Consider the following 15,170-nt stretch of genomic DNA (forward strand, 5'->3'; position numbering starts at 1 on the left):
TCTAGGAAAACGAAAACAAAAATGAATTCGTGTAAATTAGTGCAATCCGTGTTTTATTTCAACAACCCCACTTTTCGTTTCCATTGCTCATAAAAAGGAGGATTCGTCAGCATTAAATTCCCTTCTTTATCTAAAAAAACTTGAGTGGTTTCACCCGTGCAGGCTACTTCGCCTTTGTCGTCAATAATTTTAAAACGATAAATCATTTTGGCTGCGGGTGTATCAACAACTGTGGTTTCTATCGTTACCACATCTCCATAACGCAAAGACAATTTGTGTTCGCAAGTCGATTTTACAATTGGCGTCGTATAACCAGTTTTGGCAATATCCAGATACGTAAGTCCGTGCTGACGGCCAAACGCCTCTCGTCCATCTTCGAAATACGTGATATAATTGCCGTGCCAAACAATTCCAAGCGGATCTGTTTCGTTAAAACGAATCCTGATTTCGTGTGAAACGGTTAGATCTGTAGCTTCTTTAAACTGCTCTTTTCTTTTTATCATAAAATAATGCGATGGAAGTGGTAATAATGAAAAACAAAAATAATAAACTTATTCTTGGTATGATTTCGACGAAAGAAACGTTGCGCAATAAAACATCGTAAAAAGCTTCTAATCCCCAGTTCATTGGAGAAGATTTTGCAATAAACTGCATGATTTTCGGCATAGCAAAAACAGGAACCCAAACGCCTCCAATTGCAGCTAAAATAATAACGCTTGTTGCACCAAATGGCGCAGATTGTTCTTGTGTGCTGGCGATAGTTCCTAATAAAATTCCGAAACCAATTGCTGCGAAACCTGAAAATAAGGCTACAACGCTAGTCAATAAGAAATGGCCTTCGATATTAAGAGAAGGCAATCCGATTGAGGGAAATAAAAATACCGCCACAGCAACCATCATATAAAACTGAATCATACAAATGATTGAGTAGGTAATGGTTTTGCCAATAATCACAACCAGATTAGAAACAGGATTGGTTTTTAATCGGACAAAAGTTCCCTGTGATTTTTCTTTTACGATATTGATGGATAATGGAATCACAATGAAAAATATCGCAAAAAGTGTCCACGCAGGAACATTATGCTGTACCGAATTCGGGCGAACTTCTTTGTTGTTGATTCTTGGAATTATTTCTTTGAAAGTAATAAAGTTTTTTTGCTCAAAGTCAATCGTTTCTTCTCCTAATTGTTTTTGAAAAGTGCTGTAGATCGATTTGGTTTCAATCTGCGAAATCATTTTGTCGATTGAACTCATGACCGCATTCTTGAAACTCATCTGAACCGCTGGATCAAAATACAGTTTAACTTCTTTTTCTTTTATGATGCGTTGAGGTTCAGCTGTTGAAGTGCTGTCTGTCAGACCTAAATTGCTGACAATTTTCTCTACATTCTGTTCTACTTTAGTCTGTAAATCAGAACTTAGATTTTCAGGAATTACAATTGCCAGCTGAAATTTTCCTTTGTAAACATTTTCTTTGGCAATTTCTTCTGTAATTGGCTTATTGTCAATTTGTGTTACAACGGTAAAATATTTGCTTTTTTCTAAATTTTCAAAAACGGTTTTTGAAACAGATCCTTTGTCATTATCCACCAAAAGAATCTGAAGTTTAGAATCGGTTACGGCTTTAAAAGTGCTGTCTTGAATTAAGGTTACAGCGATTACCAAAACCAAAGGCATGACAAATAAAATAATCAGTCCGCCTAAATCTCTTTTTAGCAAAAGGAATTCTTTTACTACCGACATCCAAATTTTATATATCATCTCTCAAAGCTTTACCAGTTAATGAAATAAAAACATCTTCGAGATTTCGGGCATCTTTTGTAGATTCAATTAATGCCGATGGAGTGTCTTGCGCATAAATTTGTCCCTGATCTAAAATCGCGATTTGAGAACAGAAATCTTCGGCTTCGGCCAAATGATGCGAAGTATAAATAATGGTTGTTCCGTTTTGGTTTAGAACTTTCAAATAATCAATAATTGCCTTTTTAGAATGCACATCGACACCAACCGTTGGCTCATCCAAAAATAAAACTTTTGGATTGTGAAGAATTCCTGCGATCAGGTTTACACGGCGTTTCATTCCGCCCGAAAAAGTCTGAACTTGTTTATCGGCAAATTTCAATAAACCTAAAAGATCTAAAGTTTCGATTACTTTATCTTTTAAATCAGAACCTTTTAAACCGTACATGCTACCAAAATAAAGCAGATTTTCTCTGGCCGTCAAAGTCGGATACAAAGCATATTCTTGAGGAACAACGCCTATGATTTTTTTTATTTTTGAAGAATGATGCTGATAGTCTAAACCATCGATTGTAAAATGTCCAGAGGTTGGTTTTACCAATCCACAGAGCATGGAGATTAAGGTTGTTTTTCCGGCACCGTTTGGACCTAATAAACCAAAAATCTGGCCTTCATTTATATTAAGCGAAACATTGTTCAAAGAATACATTTCTGCATTTTTGTACTTTTTCGAAAGGGATTCTATTTGAATGATAGACTGCAAAATATTTTTTTAGCTGATCGCTTTTTTTAGTTTTTTGAAAAAGATTTCTTCTCTATTGGCAATGTCCAAAAGTTCATCGGCAATAGTGTTGTAGGCGTCTTCTTTTGCACTTCTGTTTTTATAAATGCGAGAAGCTTCAACGGCAAAATCACGCCATGAATCTCCAATTTTTGTCATTTCCTTAGAAAGATCTTTTAGTTCTTCATTATTTAAAATAACCGAAGCTTCCTGTAAAAATGCGGCATAAATAAAACGGAAACCACCGCCTCCGGTTCCAATTTCTTCCTGCATACGAACCATTTGAGCCAAGTAATGATTGGCTTTTCGTACTCCATGCTTTTTAGGCCATTTTCGAATTTGGCGCGAAACCATTTTGATTCCGCGAACACCAACAATTGGCATTGGCGCCAGCATATCTCTACAGGTATTTTTGATTCCCTTAATAATGGCGCTTTTTAAATCAATATTTGCCGGAATCTGAATTGGATAGTACATCTGTCCGCGAGGCGCAAAAGCTCCTTTGGCAAAACGTACTTTATTCATGTCTTCGTAGGTTAAAGTCGTAACGGTTTCCATTACAGGATCGCTCACTAAATATTCAGTTTCGGTTTTTCCGTAAACGACTAAATTGTGTGCGTTGAAGTGGAAACGATATTCGTCTGGGAAATAACTTAAATTGTAAACGCCAACCTGTAATCCGGTTGGAATATTGTTTTTTAAATTTTCATCTAATGCTTTATTAGCATTTGCCACAGAAGAAAATTTTTGTCTTTTTATTTTTAAGTTTAAACGGGTTGCCACTTTATTGAAAATCTGTCCAGGCAAAGTTCTATAACTGATTGCGGGAGCATAATTTACTTTAATGAAAGGCAGATATACAAAAAACAATCCTGAGCCAATACCAAAAACCATCGGTTCGCTAATGTTTAGTCCGCTGTTTTTTAGCAGATTTGACGCTACTCCATTCTCGCAATGAGCAGACTGATGATGTGTGAAATTTAATTCCATTTATTTGGTAATGCTGTTTTTTAATTCTTCGATTGATACTTCAAAAGTATCGGCATATTTCTGCAAAATCTTATCGTTTAATTTTGCAAAAACGCTTGGTTTAAAATGTCTTTTTACGCGCCATTTCCAGAATCCAACATAACTAGCTAAAATAGTAAGATCCATTTTATTGACTTCCATAAAATAAACTATCGGACTTACTTCACCATCTAAAACCTGTTGTCTGGCATCGGCAATTCGTTCGTTTATTTCATCAATAGAATTTGAAAGGGCAATTGTTTTAGGTTCCCAGCCAGTACTTAAAGTTGTGGTATAATTGCCATTTTCATCAGTTGCGTACAAAAGCTCCTTAACGTTGTTTTTTGTTAAATTGCTTTGATCCTGAGGTACTTTATCTTTTTCCATTACCTAGTTATTATTTTCAAGTGAAATTATTGCGAAACGGAAATTGTTTTTTGAATGAACAAATTAATTTCGCATTCTAAGAGAATCTGGTCTTCTACTAAGCTTTTGCATTTCATTGTGCATAAAGTATAATCGTCTCCAGTAAATTTAGAAACCAAATCGGCTTTAGTTATAATGTTGTCGCCAACTTTTGGCAGAGCATGAATTTTTACACTTTTTAAAGCGCTGATAAATCCAATTACATTTACGTTTTCATTTTCGATTCCGTTGTCGTCAAAAAAGTATTTTTTTCCAACAATTGCCGAACACGTCTGGGCTGTATTTTCGATTAATCCTGCTTCAATAAAAACCTTGTTCTGAACAAAAATATTGTCCTCTTTTATCAAAAAGATGGTTTCTACAAAGTCGGAATCTATATCCAAAATCAAATCCACCATAAGCATCGGTGCTCGGTGTGGTAAATAATTTTGTATGTCAACAGCAGAAGTAGTTTTCATCGATTGCTTTTATTTTGCCAAAACGGTTTTCATTTGTCCTCTGGCAATCTCTTCATTATTTAAAGTAGTAACAATATCCACTAAAGTAATTCCCGCAAATTCTTGTAGAATCGTCACTTCAGATTGAATAGTATCGCTAAGCTTTGGAAGCTTCTTAATTTCAATTTCTTTAATAGAACCAATGTATCCGGTCGGAGCAATTTCGTTTTTCAAAAAATATTGATATCCTGTATGCAATGCCACAGATTGTGCCATATGTTCTACTAATCCAGCTTCAAGAAAAACATCGTTTGACACGAAAATATTATCTTGCTGAATTTCTAAACCCGAAACCAAAGAAGTTTCAGAATAAGAATGCATAGCGTCTACCATAACAAAAGGAAGCTTTTGAGGCAGTAAATTTTCGACCATTTCTTTTTCTAAAAGCATTGTTTCCATTAACAAACCGTTAAATAGGCATAAGCAAAAGAGAATCTTCCGCTTTCTGGAACAGATAATAAAATTTTATCTCCTTTTTTCAAATTCCCTGAACCCATCAATTCTTCAAGAGCCAAGTAAATAGAGGCAGAACCTACATTTCCAACTCGAGAAAGATTCATGAACCATTTGTCATCGCTCATTCCGATACCTTTTTCGTTTAATCCTTTTTTCAATCCTTCAACAAAAAAGTTAGAAGAAACGTGAGGAATAAAATAAGTAATATCTTCTGATTTAATATTGTTTTTATCCATGGCGTCTTTCATGCTTTGAGCACCTTTTGACAGGATAAATTCGTCTAATAATTTAACGTCTTGTTTTATTGAAAAAACAGATTCGTTTAGCCATTGTTCTGGCGAATAATCGCTCCAGCCTTTAATTTCACCATTTTCCAATTTATCACCTCCAGCATACATACAGGTTTCTAATTCGTACGCATACGAAAAAGCTTCCATCCATTCGATTTTAAGAGAAATTGGTCCTCTTGGTTTGTTTTCCAAAAGAAAAGCTCCAGCACCATCTGACAGCATCCAACGAAGAAAATCTTTTTTGAATGCAATAATTGGCTGTTCTTCAAGGCTTTTTAAATTGTCAGCCTCGTGATTGTATTTTTGAGCATTCAGCCAAGTCGAAACTTTTTCGGATCCTGTGCAGATTGCATTTTTTGAATTTCCAGATTTAATAGAAAGAAAACCAAATTTAAGAGAGTTCATTCCGGCACAGCAAACTCCAGTTGAAGAGTTTAATTCTACCGATTTATTTTTTAGCAGACCGTGAACCATCGCAGCGTGCGAAGGTAAAAAAATGTCAGGAGTTGAGGTCCCGCATGAAAGTACTTCTAAATCTTGAGGCGTAAAATTTTCGTCGAATAACGGTAAAATAGCATTTTTGGTTAATTCGGCATTGCTGTGTGTGCTTTTTCCTTCTTTGTCAACAGCGTAATATCGGCTTGTAATTTTATTGTTGCGCAAAATAATGCGTCTTGCTTTAGAAGCAGTATCATTGATAAGGCCCAAGTAGGCTTCCATTTCTTCATTTGAAACGGCTTCGTTTGGCAAATATTTTGCAGCTTTTGTAATATATACTTCAAACATAATTTAAATTTCGTCTTCTAAACTCCCTGATAATATTGAGTTTCCTTTTTTATAGATTTTAACTTAAGCGGATAGGTAATAAGGTGCAATATATACACTATTGGTGAGATTAACCATATCGCAAGGAATAAATAAACATTAAATACTTTAAGCAGCTGTTTTCGGTTTTTTTGATTTTTATAAATGATATTTGACCATTTATTGAAAATTTTGTTGGCCGTTTTGTCAACAGTTACCAGATATGAGCTTATTTTTACAGCTCCAGCATCGACTAATTTGGGCTGTAATTGGGCAAAATTATTTTTCTGTAAAGAATCAAGCATGATTTCTCCAAACTGACTTGATTCTTGTATGTCTTTTTCTGAAACTCCCGGAAGCGGAAAAATACCTAAATATTTTTTCTTAACTCCAGAGAACATCCATTCTACAATGGTGATTACACTGATTAAATTTCCAACACGGTCTACCAAAGCTACGTTTCCGACCAAATTTGCATTGGCTTTTCTCAACAAAACTTTGATTTTTTCCTGAGCCATAATCCACATGTTTCTAGAACCGCTGATGGTAATAACAGGTGTATTGTTCAAAATTTTCTTGGCATCGTCACTTTTCAAAAATGAATTGATCGGAATAGAAGGAGACAAATACCAAACCTGATAATGAAATAATACTAAATCAAATTTTGTGTTTAAAATTTCCTCAGAAACAGGTTTTAATGCGGTCGGAATCTGTAAAAACGATTCTGGAAAGGCATCAAAAAACGATTCTTTATTCCAAGGAAAAGGAAACGGTTTCTCTAATTGTATTTCATGAAATGTGAGATTTATTTCTTCTGAATCTAGAAATGGTTTTGCAATATTTCTTGCAATAGATTCCAGCTGTCCAGATTGCGTATAATAAATTACGAGAACATTTTTCATTTTAGGTTTTTGGGCTTTGATGGTCAGCAAAAATAAGTAAATTTATTTAAACGAATTTTCTTATTTCGACCAAAGACATAGAATTCCCAATTTTTTGATTTATTGAAAAAAACTGAACCGAAAAGTGTTTGTTTGATGTTATTTTGGCAATGAATTTTTATTTTCTAACTGGTTCCAAAAATCAAAATAATTAAACCATTGCAAAGGATAGGTGTGTAGAATGCTTTCGACGCTTTTTACATATTCCTTCAAAAGCGCTTTTTCGTCTCGGTGTTTTACTTCGGCTTCTCTTGCGTATAAATGATAATGAAGATTTGGTTCTTTCATTACATAAACAAAAACCACAGGAACTTTTAATCTTGAAGCAATTAAAAATGGACCCGCAGGGAAATTGGCTTCTTTACCTAAAAAGTTTTCAGAAAGTGATTTTGTTCCTTCAAAATAGCGATCGCCTGTAAAGCAGATTAATTCGTTATTGGCTAAAGCGGCATTGATCTCAAAAATATGAGACAAATCTTCTTTGATGATAATGAACTTTACAGTTGGTTTTTGAGAAACGCTTTCGAGATAATTCTTGATGGCAGAATGCTCTAGATCTGTCGTAACAAGATTAATTTGGAAATTAAGATCAATATCTCCCAAAAAATGTTCGGCAATTTCAAAATTACCAACATGTGCACTAATCAAAACACCACCTTTTTTCTCGGCAAGTAATTTTTTTAGTGTTTCTATTCCGTCAAATTCATAAGTGAATTTGTTTCGCATTCCTGCGGAAATAGAAATTTTATCAATAATAGTCTGTCCAAAAGTATAATAGCTTTTGAAAACCATTTTTTTGGATTTGAAATAGGAGTATTGCAGTCTTTCTTTAAAATAATAGAAAATGGCTCTGTTGCTTTTTTTTAGAAATAAAAAATAATAAGAAGCAACAAAATAAAGTAGGACATAAGCCTCCTTTACACCCGCTTTTTGAATTAAAAAAACGAATATTTTATAACCTAATACAGTTCCTTTGGATTTACCATCCCATTGACTCATTTAAGCTGATTTGGCTTTTATTTTAGTTTCGATTAAGTCATAAAAACTTTGAAAATCAGAAATTCCAACAAAATCTGCTTCAACTAGTTTTACACCAAAGTTTGCCTCTATTGAAACGACTAAATCAACATAATCCAGACTGTCTAACCCAAGTGTATCTTTTAAATTAGCATTTGGTTCAATGTCGTCATTGTCTACTTCAAATTCATCAACTAAAAAACCATTAATTTTTGCTATAATCTCTTCTTTATTCATTGTTCAATTTAAACTTTTTAACCACCAACGCAGAGTTGGTTCCTCCGAAACCGAAAGAATTGGACAAAAATATGTCAAATTTTTTGTTTAACGTAGTTTTAACTAAATTTAATTTTGACGCATCTTCATCTGGTGTTTCCAAATTGATGTTTGGCGCGATAAAATCGTGCTGCATCATTAATATAGAATAAATGATTTCGCTGGCTCCAGCCATCCAGCATTCGTGGCCAGTCATTGATTTTGTAGAACTTACTGGAGGATTTTTTTCTCCAAAAACTTCAAAAATGGCTTTGGCTTCATTGGCATCTCCAACCGGTGTCGAGGTTGCATGAGCATTTATATATTCAATATCTGAAGCTTCTAATTTTGCATCGTCAAGTGCGCGTTTCATTGCTGTTGCTGGCCCTTCAACGTTTGGAGTAGAAATATGCCCTCCGTTTGATGAAAATCCGTAACCTCCGATTTCTGCAATGATATTGGCGCCACGTGCAATGGCAGATTCGTAACTTTCTAAAATTAAAGTTGCACCACCGCCACTCGGAATTAATCCGTCACGGCCAATATCAAAAGGTCTTGAAGCTTTTGTAGGATCGCCTTCTCTGTTGGAAAAAACGCCTAATCCGTCAAAACTGCTCATGGCATATTTGTTGATTTCCTGCGCTCCGCCAGTTATCACAATATCTTGGAAACCGCTTTTAATTAAAAAATAAGCCAAGCCAATAGAGTGAGAACCACTCGCACAAGCGGCACTTACCGTAAGATTGATACCGCGAAGTTTAAAAATCGTAGAGAGATTCATGGTTACCGTAGAATTCATCGATTTAAAAATAGCACCAGAACCAATAAGAGCAGTGTCTTTTTTCTCGCGAACAATGTCTGTTGCGTCAATGATTGCTTTAGAAACGCTGTCGTTTCCGTACATAATACCTACTTCGTGTTCATCAAAAAAAGCATCATCAATGTTTGCATTTTTTAATGCTTCTATAGTGGCCATATAAGCATATTCGGTTTCCTCACCGATGCTCATACGTTGTCTGCGCGTCAATAAATTTTTAAGATCGGCTTTCGGAACCATCCCTGTTAAGGCCGACTGGAAACCAAATTCTTTACGTTCAGAATCAAACTGAATACCAGATTTTCCTTCGTATAACGAATCTTTTACTTCGTCTAAAGAAGTTCCGATACAAGAATAAATTCCCATTCCAGTAATTACAACTCGTCTATTCATCGTCTTTCAAAAGTAATTTTTTATCCTTAAAGTGTAATTTTTAAAACAAAGGCACAAAGTTTTTATTTTTTAATCTTGCCGCAAAGGCACTAAGACACAAAGTTTTTTTAAGTCTTTTTTGCTAAAAACTTTGCAACTTAGCTCCCGATAGCTATCGGGATTGCGAGCAATTTTTAAAACTTAAAAACAAACTTCGCAAACATAGTATTCTTTAAGAATATATTCCGCCGTTAATATTGATAATTTCTCCTGTAATATAGCTTGCTTTTTTAGAAATCAAAAAGCTTACCAAATCTGCAACTTCTTCGGCTTCGCCAAAACGGTTTACCGGAATAAGTTTTAATAATTCTTTTTCGTCCAGCTCGCTCGTCATATCAGTTCTGATAAAACCTGGGGCTACAGCATTAACTGTAATATTTCTTTTTGCAACTTCCTGAGCCAGAGCTTTGGTTGCTGCTACAATTGCACCTTTTGCAGCCGAATAATTGGTTTGTCCCGCAGTACCTTTTACTCCAGAAACCGAAACCATATTTACGATTCGGCCGTATTTATTGCGTAGCATTTTTTGAATAAAAAATTGTGTAACATTAAAGAAACCGTTTACACTTGTATTCATAACGCCGTTCCAGTCTTCTGGTGTCATCCACATAAAAAGACCGTCTTTAGTAATTCCAGCATTGTTGACAATTGCTTCAACCAATTTTTCAGGATTTGCTTCCTGCCAAGCAGTTAAAACACTTTGTACGTTTTCAAAATTAGAAACATTAAAGCCTAAGATTTCTCCTGTCGCGCCTAATTTTTGTACTTCTTGTAATGTTTCTTCGGCAGCTGTTTGATTCGAATGATAGTTAATCAGAATATGATAATCGGATTCTACGGCCAGTTTTTTACAAATCGCACTTCCAATTCCTCTCGAACCGCCTGTTACTAATACACACTTCATTTATGTAGGGTTTATTTTTATTCGTCATAAAATGAAACCGCTTTATAGAATGCGATTTCATTTATGCAAATTTCTAATTTATTTGGAGATAAATATTATTTCTTTTTTTTCGGTGCTGATTTTGCAGCTGGTTTCGCTGCAGGCTTAGTTTCTTGTTTTGGTTTTTCGGCAGAAACAGGAGCTGCAGCTGGCTGAGGTTTTTCAGCGCTTTTAGAAAACAATTCAGCATTTTCAAACCATTGGTTGGCTAAAACGGTTCCATCTGGTTTTAGAAATCCCCATTTTCCTTCGTTTTTTACTCGGGCAACGCCATCAATAAATCCTTTGTCTTGTTGCACAAACATCGCAATAATAGCGTTTGTTGTAATGCCGTATTGTGTTGGAATTACCAGTTTTCCAGATTCGTTGATGAATCCCCAATTGCTTTCTTTTACTGGAGCCAGACCGTTTGTGCTAAAAACTTCTGCGTCACTGTAAGTTGGTTCAATTACAAATTTTCCTTCTGGATTAATGAATCCCCATTTTTTTCCAACTAAAACTGGCGCTAGATTTTTTGAGAACGCTTTTCCTTTATCATAAATAGGAAGAATGGCCCAATTTCCTTTTAAATCGATATAACCAATTTTTCCGTTCTTTTTGGCAAACGTCAAATCTTGAGTTTCAAAATCCCAGATTTTTTCAGCTCCATCAACGGGAATAAATTTTCCGCCGCTTACCAATCCGAAAGTTTTCTCTTTTCTAGCCCAAGTTGTTCCTTTAAAATAATTTCCAACTTCGGCATAAACCGGTTCAACCAATTCTTTTCCGTTGGTATCAATAATTCCCCAGTTTTTGTTCAGTTCTACTCTGGCGTAACCATTTTCAAAAGGTTTGATCTGATCGTATTTTGGTTCTAAAACAACAGTCATTTTATTGTTGATTAGCCCCACTTTATTGTTTTGTCTGAAGAAAGCAACTCCATCATTAAAATCAAATACTTTGTCAGAAACCGGTGCTTTTTGAATTTCTCCTTTTGTATTAATATAAACCCAGTCTTTATCTTTTTGTACAACTGCGATTCCGCTATTAAAATCTTTAGCATCTTTAAAATCGGCTGGAATTACCCAGGTTCCTTTGGCATCTATAAATCCCCATTTTCCGCCATTTTCTACAGCAGCTAAGCCTTCAGAAAAACTTCTGGCAGATTTGTATTGCGGTTCGATTTTAAAAGATCCATCTTTAGAAAGATATCCAATTTTGGAATTTTTCTTCACTAATGCCAATTCTTGACTATTAACAAATTGAATGCAGCTTAGCAATAAAAAAACAAGTGACTTTTTCATGATTTTAAGATTCAATATTAATACTGTAAAACAAATATTTTTAACTGTTTATCAAATAATCTTTTACTTTTTGAACAAAAGGATACATTACCTGATCTTCTTTAAATTCTGGAATTATTTTACGAACATCGTCGTACCAGTTTCTTGTAACAGACGAAATTTTATCTTTTTGTGCTAAATAATCAATTGCCTGAACGATTGTGATTAATTCGATAGCTAAAACTTCAAAAGAATTCTCAATAACTTTTGATGTAATTACCGCAGCATTGGTTCCCATACTTACAATGTCTTGATTGTCATTGTTGTTTGGAATACTATGAACGTACATTGGGTTTGACAGCATTTGGTTTTCGGCAGTTGTTGAGGTTGCAACAAACTGTACTCCCTGCATTCCGAAATTAAATCCTAACGTTCCTAAGTTTACAAATGGAGGAAGGATTTCGTTGATTTTTGAATTCAATAAATAATTCAACTGACGTTCTGCAAGCATCGTTAATTTGGTAATAACGATTTTCAGTTTATCCATTTCAAGGGAAATATAATCTCCGTGGAAATTTCCTCCGTGATAAACGTGTTTGTTTTTTACGTCTATAATTGGATTGTCATTTGCCGAGTTAAATTCGTCCTCTAAAATAGAAGCTACATTATTTATAGTTTCTAAAACAGGTCCCAAAATTTGAGGCACACATCTTAGTGAATAATATTCTTGAACTTTTTCTTTGAAGATTTCTTCGGTATTTTCTCCAGAATATAAATGGTCTTCTCTTTTACGGATTAAAGTACTGTCAGAAAGATTTTTTCTCATTCTTTCCGCCACTTCCTGCTGTCCTTTATGACGTTTGGTTTGGTTTAATTCTGCTGAGAAATGATCATCATAAGCTTGAACCAATTCGTTAATTGCGCAAGAAGCTTTTAGCGACCAATCTAATAATTTTTGAGCATAATGAACATTTACAACGCCAATTCCTGTCATTACAGAAGTTCCGTTGATTAATGCCAGACCTTCTCTAATTTCTACTTGAATTGGTTTTAAACCTTCAATTTCGAAAACTTCTGGAGTTGGTCTTCTTTCTCCTTTATAAAAAACCTCGCCTTCACCAATTAACACTAAAGCTAAATGCGATAATTGCACCAAGTCACCGCTGGCACCCACGCCGCCGTGTTCAAAAATTAAGGGCGTAATATCTCTATTGATTAGTTCTGCCATTAAATGAATTACAGAAGGATGAACTCCTGAATTTCCTAAAGACAAAGTATTTAATCTTGCTAAAATTGCAGCTTTTGCACACTCAGGACTTAATGGTTTTCCTGTTCCAGAAGAGTGGCTTCTAATTAAATTATATTGTAATTGAATTTGATCAGACTCTTTAATTCTATATTGAGCCATTGGGCCAAACCCAGTATTTACTCCGTATATAACTTTGTTTCCTGAGAATTCTTTTAAGAAATTAAAACTCTCATTTACTCTGTTTAGAACGACATCACTAATTTTAACTTTTTGATTTCCAAATATTATGGATTCAAATTCCGTTAAACTTAAATATTCATTAATTGTATTCATTAAATCGATTTTGGTTGTGCTAATTTAATTTTATTTATCAAAATAAATGTAGTTATTTTGATGTAGGCAAATGTAGGCTAATTAATGATAATAATTCTAATATGACAAAGGAGTTTGTTGATGTTTTAGTGATTGGTGCAGGACCATCTGGATGTGTTTCGGCATCGTATCTTTATAAAAACAACGTAAAGGTTAAGGTTGTAGAAAAAACAAAGTTTCCGAGACTTGTAGTAGGAGAAAGTCTTATTCCTCGAGTTATGGATCATTTTGCTGAAGCAGAATTGTTTGAAGCGCTTGATGCGATGAACTTCGAAAAAAAATTAGGAGCTCGTTTTATTAGAGGGGAAGAAATCTGCAATTTTGATTTTAGTATAAAATTTGGCGAAGGCTGGGACTGGACTTGGCAAGTTCCTAGAGCTGATTTTGACAATACAATGGCGCAGGAAATTGTTAGAAAAGGAATTGATCTGGAATTTGAAACAGAGGTTTTGGAAGTTTCTTTTGAGGGGAAAAATTCAAAAACTATCGTAAAAGATGCAGCGGGAAACCTAAAAGAAATTCACGCTAAATTTATCATCGATTCAAGCGGATACGGACGTGTTTTGCCAAGACTTTTAGATTTGGATACTCCGTCAAAACTAGACCCGCATTCTTCTATTTTTACACATGTTAAAGATATTAATAGAGAAGAAGGGGTAGAGGGAACTCAGATTTCTTTTGATATTTTGGAAACCGAAGTTTGGCTTTGGGTAATTCCGTTTTCGAATGGAAATACGAGTTTGGGAGTTGTTGGTCCGACCGATTTTATCAATTCTCTTTCTGAAAATAAAGATAATGCTGAGGCTCTCCGAAATGCCATTCAGAAATCGGATTATTATATTAAAAGATTTGCCGGAACTGAATTTTTATTCGAGCCAGTTAAATTAGAAAATTATTCAAGGGCAGTAAAAAGAATGTACGGCGATGGTTTTGCTTTAACTGGAAATAGTTCTGAATTTTTAGACCCAGTTTTCTCATCTGGTGTAGCTTTTGCAACTGAATCTGGAATGCTGGCGGCAAAATTATACTTAAAAGAATCGCAAGGAATTTCTGTTGACTGGGAAGTTGAATTTACGCAATACATGAAACGCGGAATTGCGGTTTTCACGACATACGTACAAGAATGGTATACAGGAAATCTTCAGACTTTATTTTTCCATCAGCCTGAAAATCCAGATGTGAAAGAAAAAATATGTTCTGTATTGGCAGGATATGTTTGGAATGAAGAAAATCCGTTTGTTAAAAAACATGATCACGTAATAGCCAATATGGCGTATTTATTAAATATGCAAAAAGAACAAAGCCCTGAATAATCAGGGCTTTTTTATAGAAAGATAATTCATTTTCTAGATTCATTCCGTAGGAATGTCTCATCGGTAGAATATGAAATTTGAATTGCGATAATACGTTCCGTAGGAACGTTTGATTAATTGATTCAGGTATATTATTTCCGTAAATCAGATGTCCCTACAGGACATTCATGCAAAACGACAATATTTTTTTCTACCGATCAGATATTCCTAACGGAATATTTTTAATCAATTACAATTCGAATATTTTATCCATTACAATCCATTTTTGTCCGGGTTTTGCCCAAGGTAAAGCTTGCTGAAATTTCCACATTAAAGTTTCCCATTCCTGAACTTTTTCATTTTCAGCATCGGCTTTGTCTTTTTTCTCAAAAGAAAAATTCTCGTCGCCTTCGATGATCATAAACAATCTATTTCCTGTGCAATAAATATCCAAAACTAAAATTCCAGCATCTTGAATGCTTTTTTTTATTTCTGGCCAAATACTTTCATGCAGTTGTTTGTATTCTGCAATTAAATTTGCGTCGTCTTTTAAGTCTAGTGCAAGACAAAATTTTTGAGCTGCCATAA

The 15,170-nt window shown here is 34.6% G+C and carries 17 protein-coding genes; 1 reads left to right on the top strand and 16 read right to left on the bottom strand.

From position 1 onward, the window contains the following. Positions 1-53: 53 nt before the first annotated feature. From M0M44_RS05655 to flxA, 15 genes are all read right to left on the bottom strand, one after another. Positions 54-503, bottom strand: coding sequence for an acyl-CoA thioesterase (locus M0M44_RS05655; protein WP_248728896.1), 450 nt, complete (start codon positions 501-503; stop codon positions 54-56). Further along, positions 478-1,761 (bottom strand): ABC transporter permease, encoded by a 1,284-nt coding sequence (locus M0M44_RS05660; protein WP_248728897.1) that lies wholly within the window; start codon positions 1,759-1,761, stop codon positions 478-480. Before M0M44_RS05660 ends, M0M44_RS05655 begins: the two co-directional genes overlap by 26 nt. Further along, the gene (locus M0M44_RS05665) at positions 1,751-2,449 is read right to left on the bottom strand and encodes an ABC transporter ATP-binding protein (RefSeq protein ID WP_248729989.1); all 699 of its coding nucleotides are present in this window, start codon (positions 2,447-2,449) and stop codon (positions 1,751-1,753) included. The genes M0M44_RS05660 and M0M44_RS05665 overlap by 11 nt, the downstream gene beginning before the upstream one ends. Before the next feature lie 63 nt (positions 2,450-2,512). Then, the gene (gene darH, locus M0M44_RS05670; RefSeq protein WP_248728898.1) at positions 2,513-3,511 is read right to left on the bottom strand and encodes a BtrH-related acyltransferase DarH; all 999 of its coding nucleotides are present in this window, start codon (positions 3,509-3,511) and stop codon (positions 2,513-2,515) included. Then, positions 3,512-3,916: a flexirubin biosynthesis protein DarG gene (gene DarG, locus M0M44_RS05675; protein ID WP_248728899.1), complete on the bottom strand. Its 405-nt coding sequence runs from the start codon at positions 3,914-3,916 to the stop codon at positions 3,512-3,514. A 26-nt stretch (positions 3,917-3,942) separates the two neighbouring features. Further along, a complete protein-coding gene (locus tag M0M44_RS05680) occupies positions 3,943-4,413 on the bottom strand; it encodes a hotdog family protein (RefSeq protein WP_248728900.1) in 471 nt (156 codons plus the stop codon). A 9-nt stretch (positions 4,414-4,422) separates the two neighbouring features. Beyond that, the gene (locus tag M0M44_RS05685) at positions 4,423-4,851 is read right to left on the bottom strand and encodes a hotdog family protein (protein WP_248728901.1); all 429 of its coding nucleotides are present in this window, start codon (positions 4,849-4,851) and stop codon (positions 4,423-4,425) included. After that, positions 4,851-5,984, bottom strand: coding sequence for a dialkylresorcinol biosynthesis protein DarB (gene darB, locus M0M44_RS05690; RefSeq protein WP_248728902.1), 1,134 nt, complete (start codon positions 5,982-5,984; stop codon positions 4,851-4,853). Before darB ends, M0M44_RS05685 begins: the two co-directional genes overlap by 1 nt. A gap of 17 nt (positions 5,985-6,001) precedes the next feature. Continuing rightward, positions 6,002-6,904 carry an NADPH-dependent FMN reductase family protein gene (locus M0M44_RS05695; RefSeq protein ID WP_248728903.1) on the bottom strand — a complete coding sequence of 301 codons (903 nt, stop codon included), beginning with the start codon at positions 6,902-6,904 and terminating at the stop codon, positions 6,002-6,004. Between the two features lie 138 nt (positions 6,905-7,042). Next, complete coding sequence (locus M0M44_RS05700; RefSeq protein WP_248728904.1) at positions 7,043-7,942, bottom strand: LpxL/LpxP family acyltransferase; 900 nt, start codon at positions 7,940-7,942, stop codon at positions 7,043-7,045. Further along, the gene (locus M0M44_RS05705; protein WP_008465907.1) at positions 7,943-8,197 is read right to left on the bottom strand and encodes an acyl carrier protein; all 255 of its coding nucleotides are present in this window, start codon (positions 8,195-8,197) and stop codon (positions 7,943-7,945) included. Continuing rightward, positions 8,190-9,425 carry a beta-ketoacyl-[acyl-carrier-protein] synthase family protein gene (locus M0M44_RS05710; protein ID WP_248728905.1) on the bottom strand — a complete coding sequence of 412 codons (1,236 nt, stop codon included), beginning with the start codon at positions 9,423-9,425 and terminating at the stop codon, positions 8,190-8,192. Before M0M44_RS05710 ends, M0M44_RS05705 begins: the two co-directional genes overlap by 8 nt. Before the next feature lie 211 nt (positions 9,426-9,636). Continuing rightward, positions 9,637-10,368, bottom strand: a complete 732-nt coding sequence (gene flxB, locus M0M44_RS05715; protein ID WP_248728906.1) for a flexirubin biosynthesis SDR family reductase FlxB — start codon at positions 10,366-10,368, stop codon at positions 9,637-9,639. A 95-nt stretch (positions 10,369-10,463) separates the two neighbouring features. Continuing rightward, complete coding sequence (locus M0M44_RS05720) at positions 10,464-11,690, bottom strand: WG repeat-containing protein (RefSeq protein WP_248728907.1); 1,227 nt, start codon at positions 11,688-11,690, stop codon at positions 10,464-10,466. Positions 11,691-11,730: 40 nt separating this feature from the next. Continuing rightward, positions 11,731-13,251 (bottom strand): flexirubin biosynthesis tyrosine ammonia-lyase FlxA, encoded by a 1,521-nt coding sequence (flxA, locus tag M0M44_RS05725; RefSeq protein ID WP_248728908.1) that lies wholly within the window; start codon positions 13,249-13,251, stop codon positions 11,731-11,733. A gap of 101 nt (positions 13,252-13,352) precedes the next feature. Here flxA and M0M44_RS05730 point away from each other — a divergent pair, with 101 nt between their 5' ends. Then, positions 13,353-14,603 (top strand): NAD(P)/FAD-dependent oxidoreductase, encoded by a 1,251-nt coding sequence (locus tag M0M44_RS05730; RefSeq protein ID WP_248728909.1) that lies wholly within the window; start codon positions 13,353-13,355, stop codon positions 14,601-14,603. A gap of 229 nt (positions 14,604-14,832) precedes the next feature. Here the strand turns inward: M0M44_RS05730 and M0M44_RS05735 are convergent, their stop codons facing one another. Continuing rightward, complete coding sequence (locus M0M44_RS05735) at positions 14,833-15,168, bottom strand: L-rhamnose mutarotase (protein WP_248728910.1); 336 nt, start codon at positions 15,166-15,168, stop codon at positions 14,833-14,835. Between the last annotated feature and the right edge of the window lie 2 nt (positions 15,169-15,170).

Source organism: Flavobacterium humidisoli (genome assembly GCF_023272795.1).
Classification (GTDB): Bacteria; Bacteroidota; Bacteroidia; order Flavobacteriales; family Flavobacteriaceae; genus Flavobacterium; species Flavobacterium humidisoli.

Bases quoted from the DNA above. Each gene is read 5' to 3' on its own strand.
- M0M44_RS05680 (WP_248728900.1), bottom strand. From the start codon at position 4,413: ATGAAAACTACTTCTGCTGTTGACATACAAAATTATTTACCACACCGA.
- M0M44_RS05705 (WP_008465907.1), bottom strand. From the start codon at position 8,197: ATGAATAAAGAAGAGATTATAGCAAAAATTAATGGTTTTTTAGTTGAT.
- M0M44_RS05660 (WP_248728897.1), bottom strand. From the start codon at position 1,761: ATGATATATAAAATTTGGATGTCGGTAGTAAAAGAATTCCTTTTGCTA.
- M0M44_RS05730 (WP_248728909.1), top strand. From the start codon at position 13,353: ATGACAAAGGAGTTTGTTGATGTTTTAGTGATTGGTGCAGGACCATCT.
- flxB (WP_248728906.1), bottom strand. From the start codon at position 10,368: ATGAAGTGTGTATTAGTAACAGGCGGTTCGAGAGGAATTGGAAGTGCG.
- M0M44_RS05695 (WP_248728903.1), bottom strand. From the start codon at position 6,904: ATGAAAAATGTTCTCGTAATTTATTATACGCAATCTGGACAGCTGGAA.
- M0M44_RS05710 (WP_248728905.1), bottom strand. From the start codon at position 9,425: ATGAATAGACGAGTTGTAATTACTGGAATGGGAATTTATTCTTGTATC.
- M0M44_RS05685 (WP_248728901.1), bottom strand. From the start codon at position 4,851: ATGGAAACAATGCTTTTAGAAAAAGAAATGGTCGAAAATTTACTGCCT.
- darB (WP_248728902.1), bottom strand. From the start codon at position 5,984: ATGTTTGAAGTATATATTACAAAAGCTGCAAAATATTTGCCAAACGAA.
- M0M44_RS05720 (WP_248728907.1), bottom strand. From the start codon at position 11,690: ATGAAAAAGTCACTTGTTTTTTTATTGCTAAGCTGCATTCAATTTGTT.
- darH (WP_248728898.1), bottom strand. From the start codon at position 3,511: ATGGAATTAAATTTCACACATCATCAGTCTGCTCATTGCGAGAATGGA.
- M0M44_RS05665 (WP_248729989.1), bottom strand. From the start codon at position 2,449: ATGTATTCTTTGAACAATGTTTCGCTTAATATAAATGAAGGCCAGATT.
- M0M44_RS05700 (WP_248728904.1), bottom strand. From the start codon at position 7,942: ATGAGTCAATGGGATGGTAAATCCAAAGGAACTGTATTAGGTTATAAA.
- M0M44_RS05735 (WP_248728910.1), bottom strand. From the start codon at position 15,168: ATGGCAGCTCAAAAATTTTGTCTTGCACTAGACTTAAAAGACGACGCA.
- M0M44_RS05655 (WP_248728896.1), bottom strand. From the start codon at position 503: ATGATAAAAAGAAAAGAGCAGTTTAAAGAAGCTACAGATCTAACCGTT.
- DarG (WP_248728899.1), bottom strand. From the start codon at position 3,916: ATGGAAAAAGATAAAGTACCTCAGGATCAAAGCAATTTAACAAAAAAC.
- flxA (WP_248728908.1), bottom strand. From the start codon at position 13,251: ATGAATACAATTAATGAATATTTAAGTTTAACGGAATTTGAATCCATA.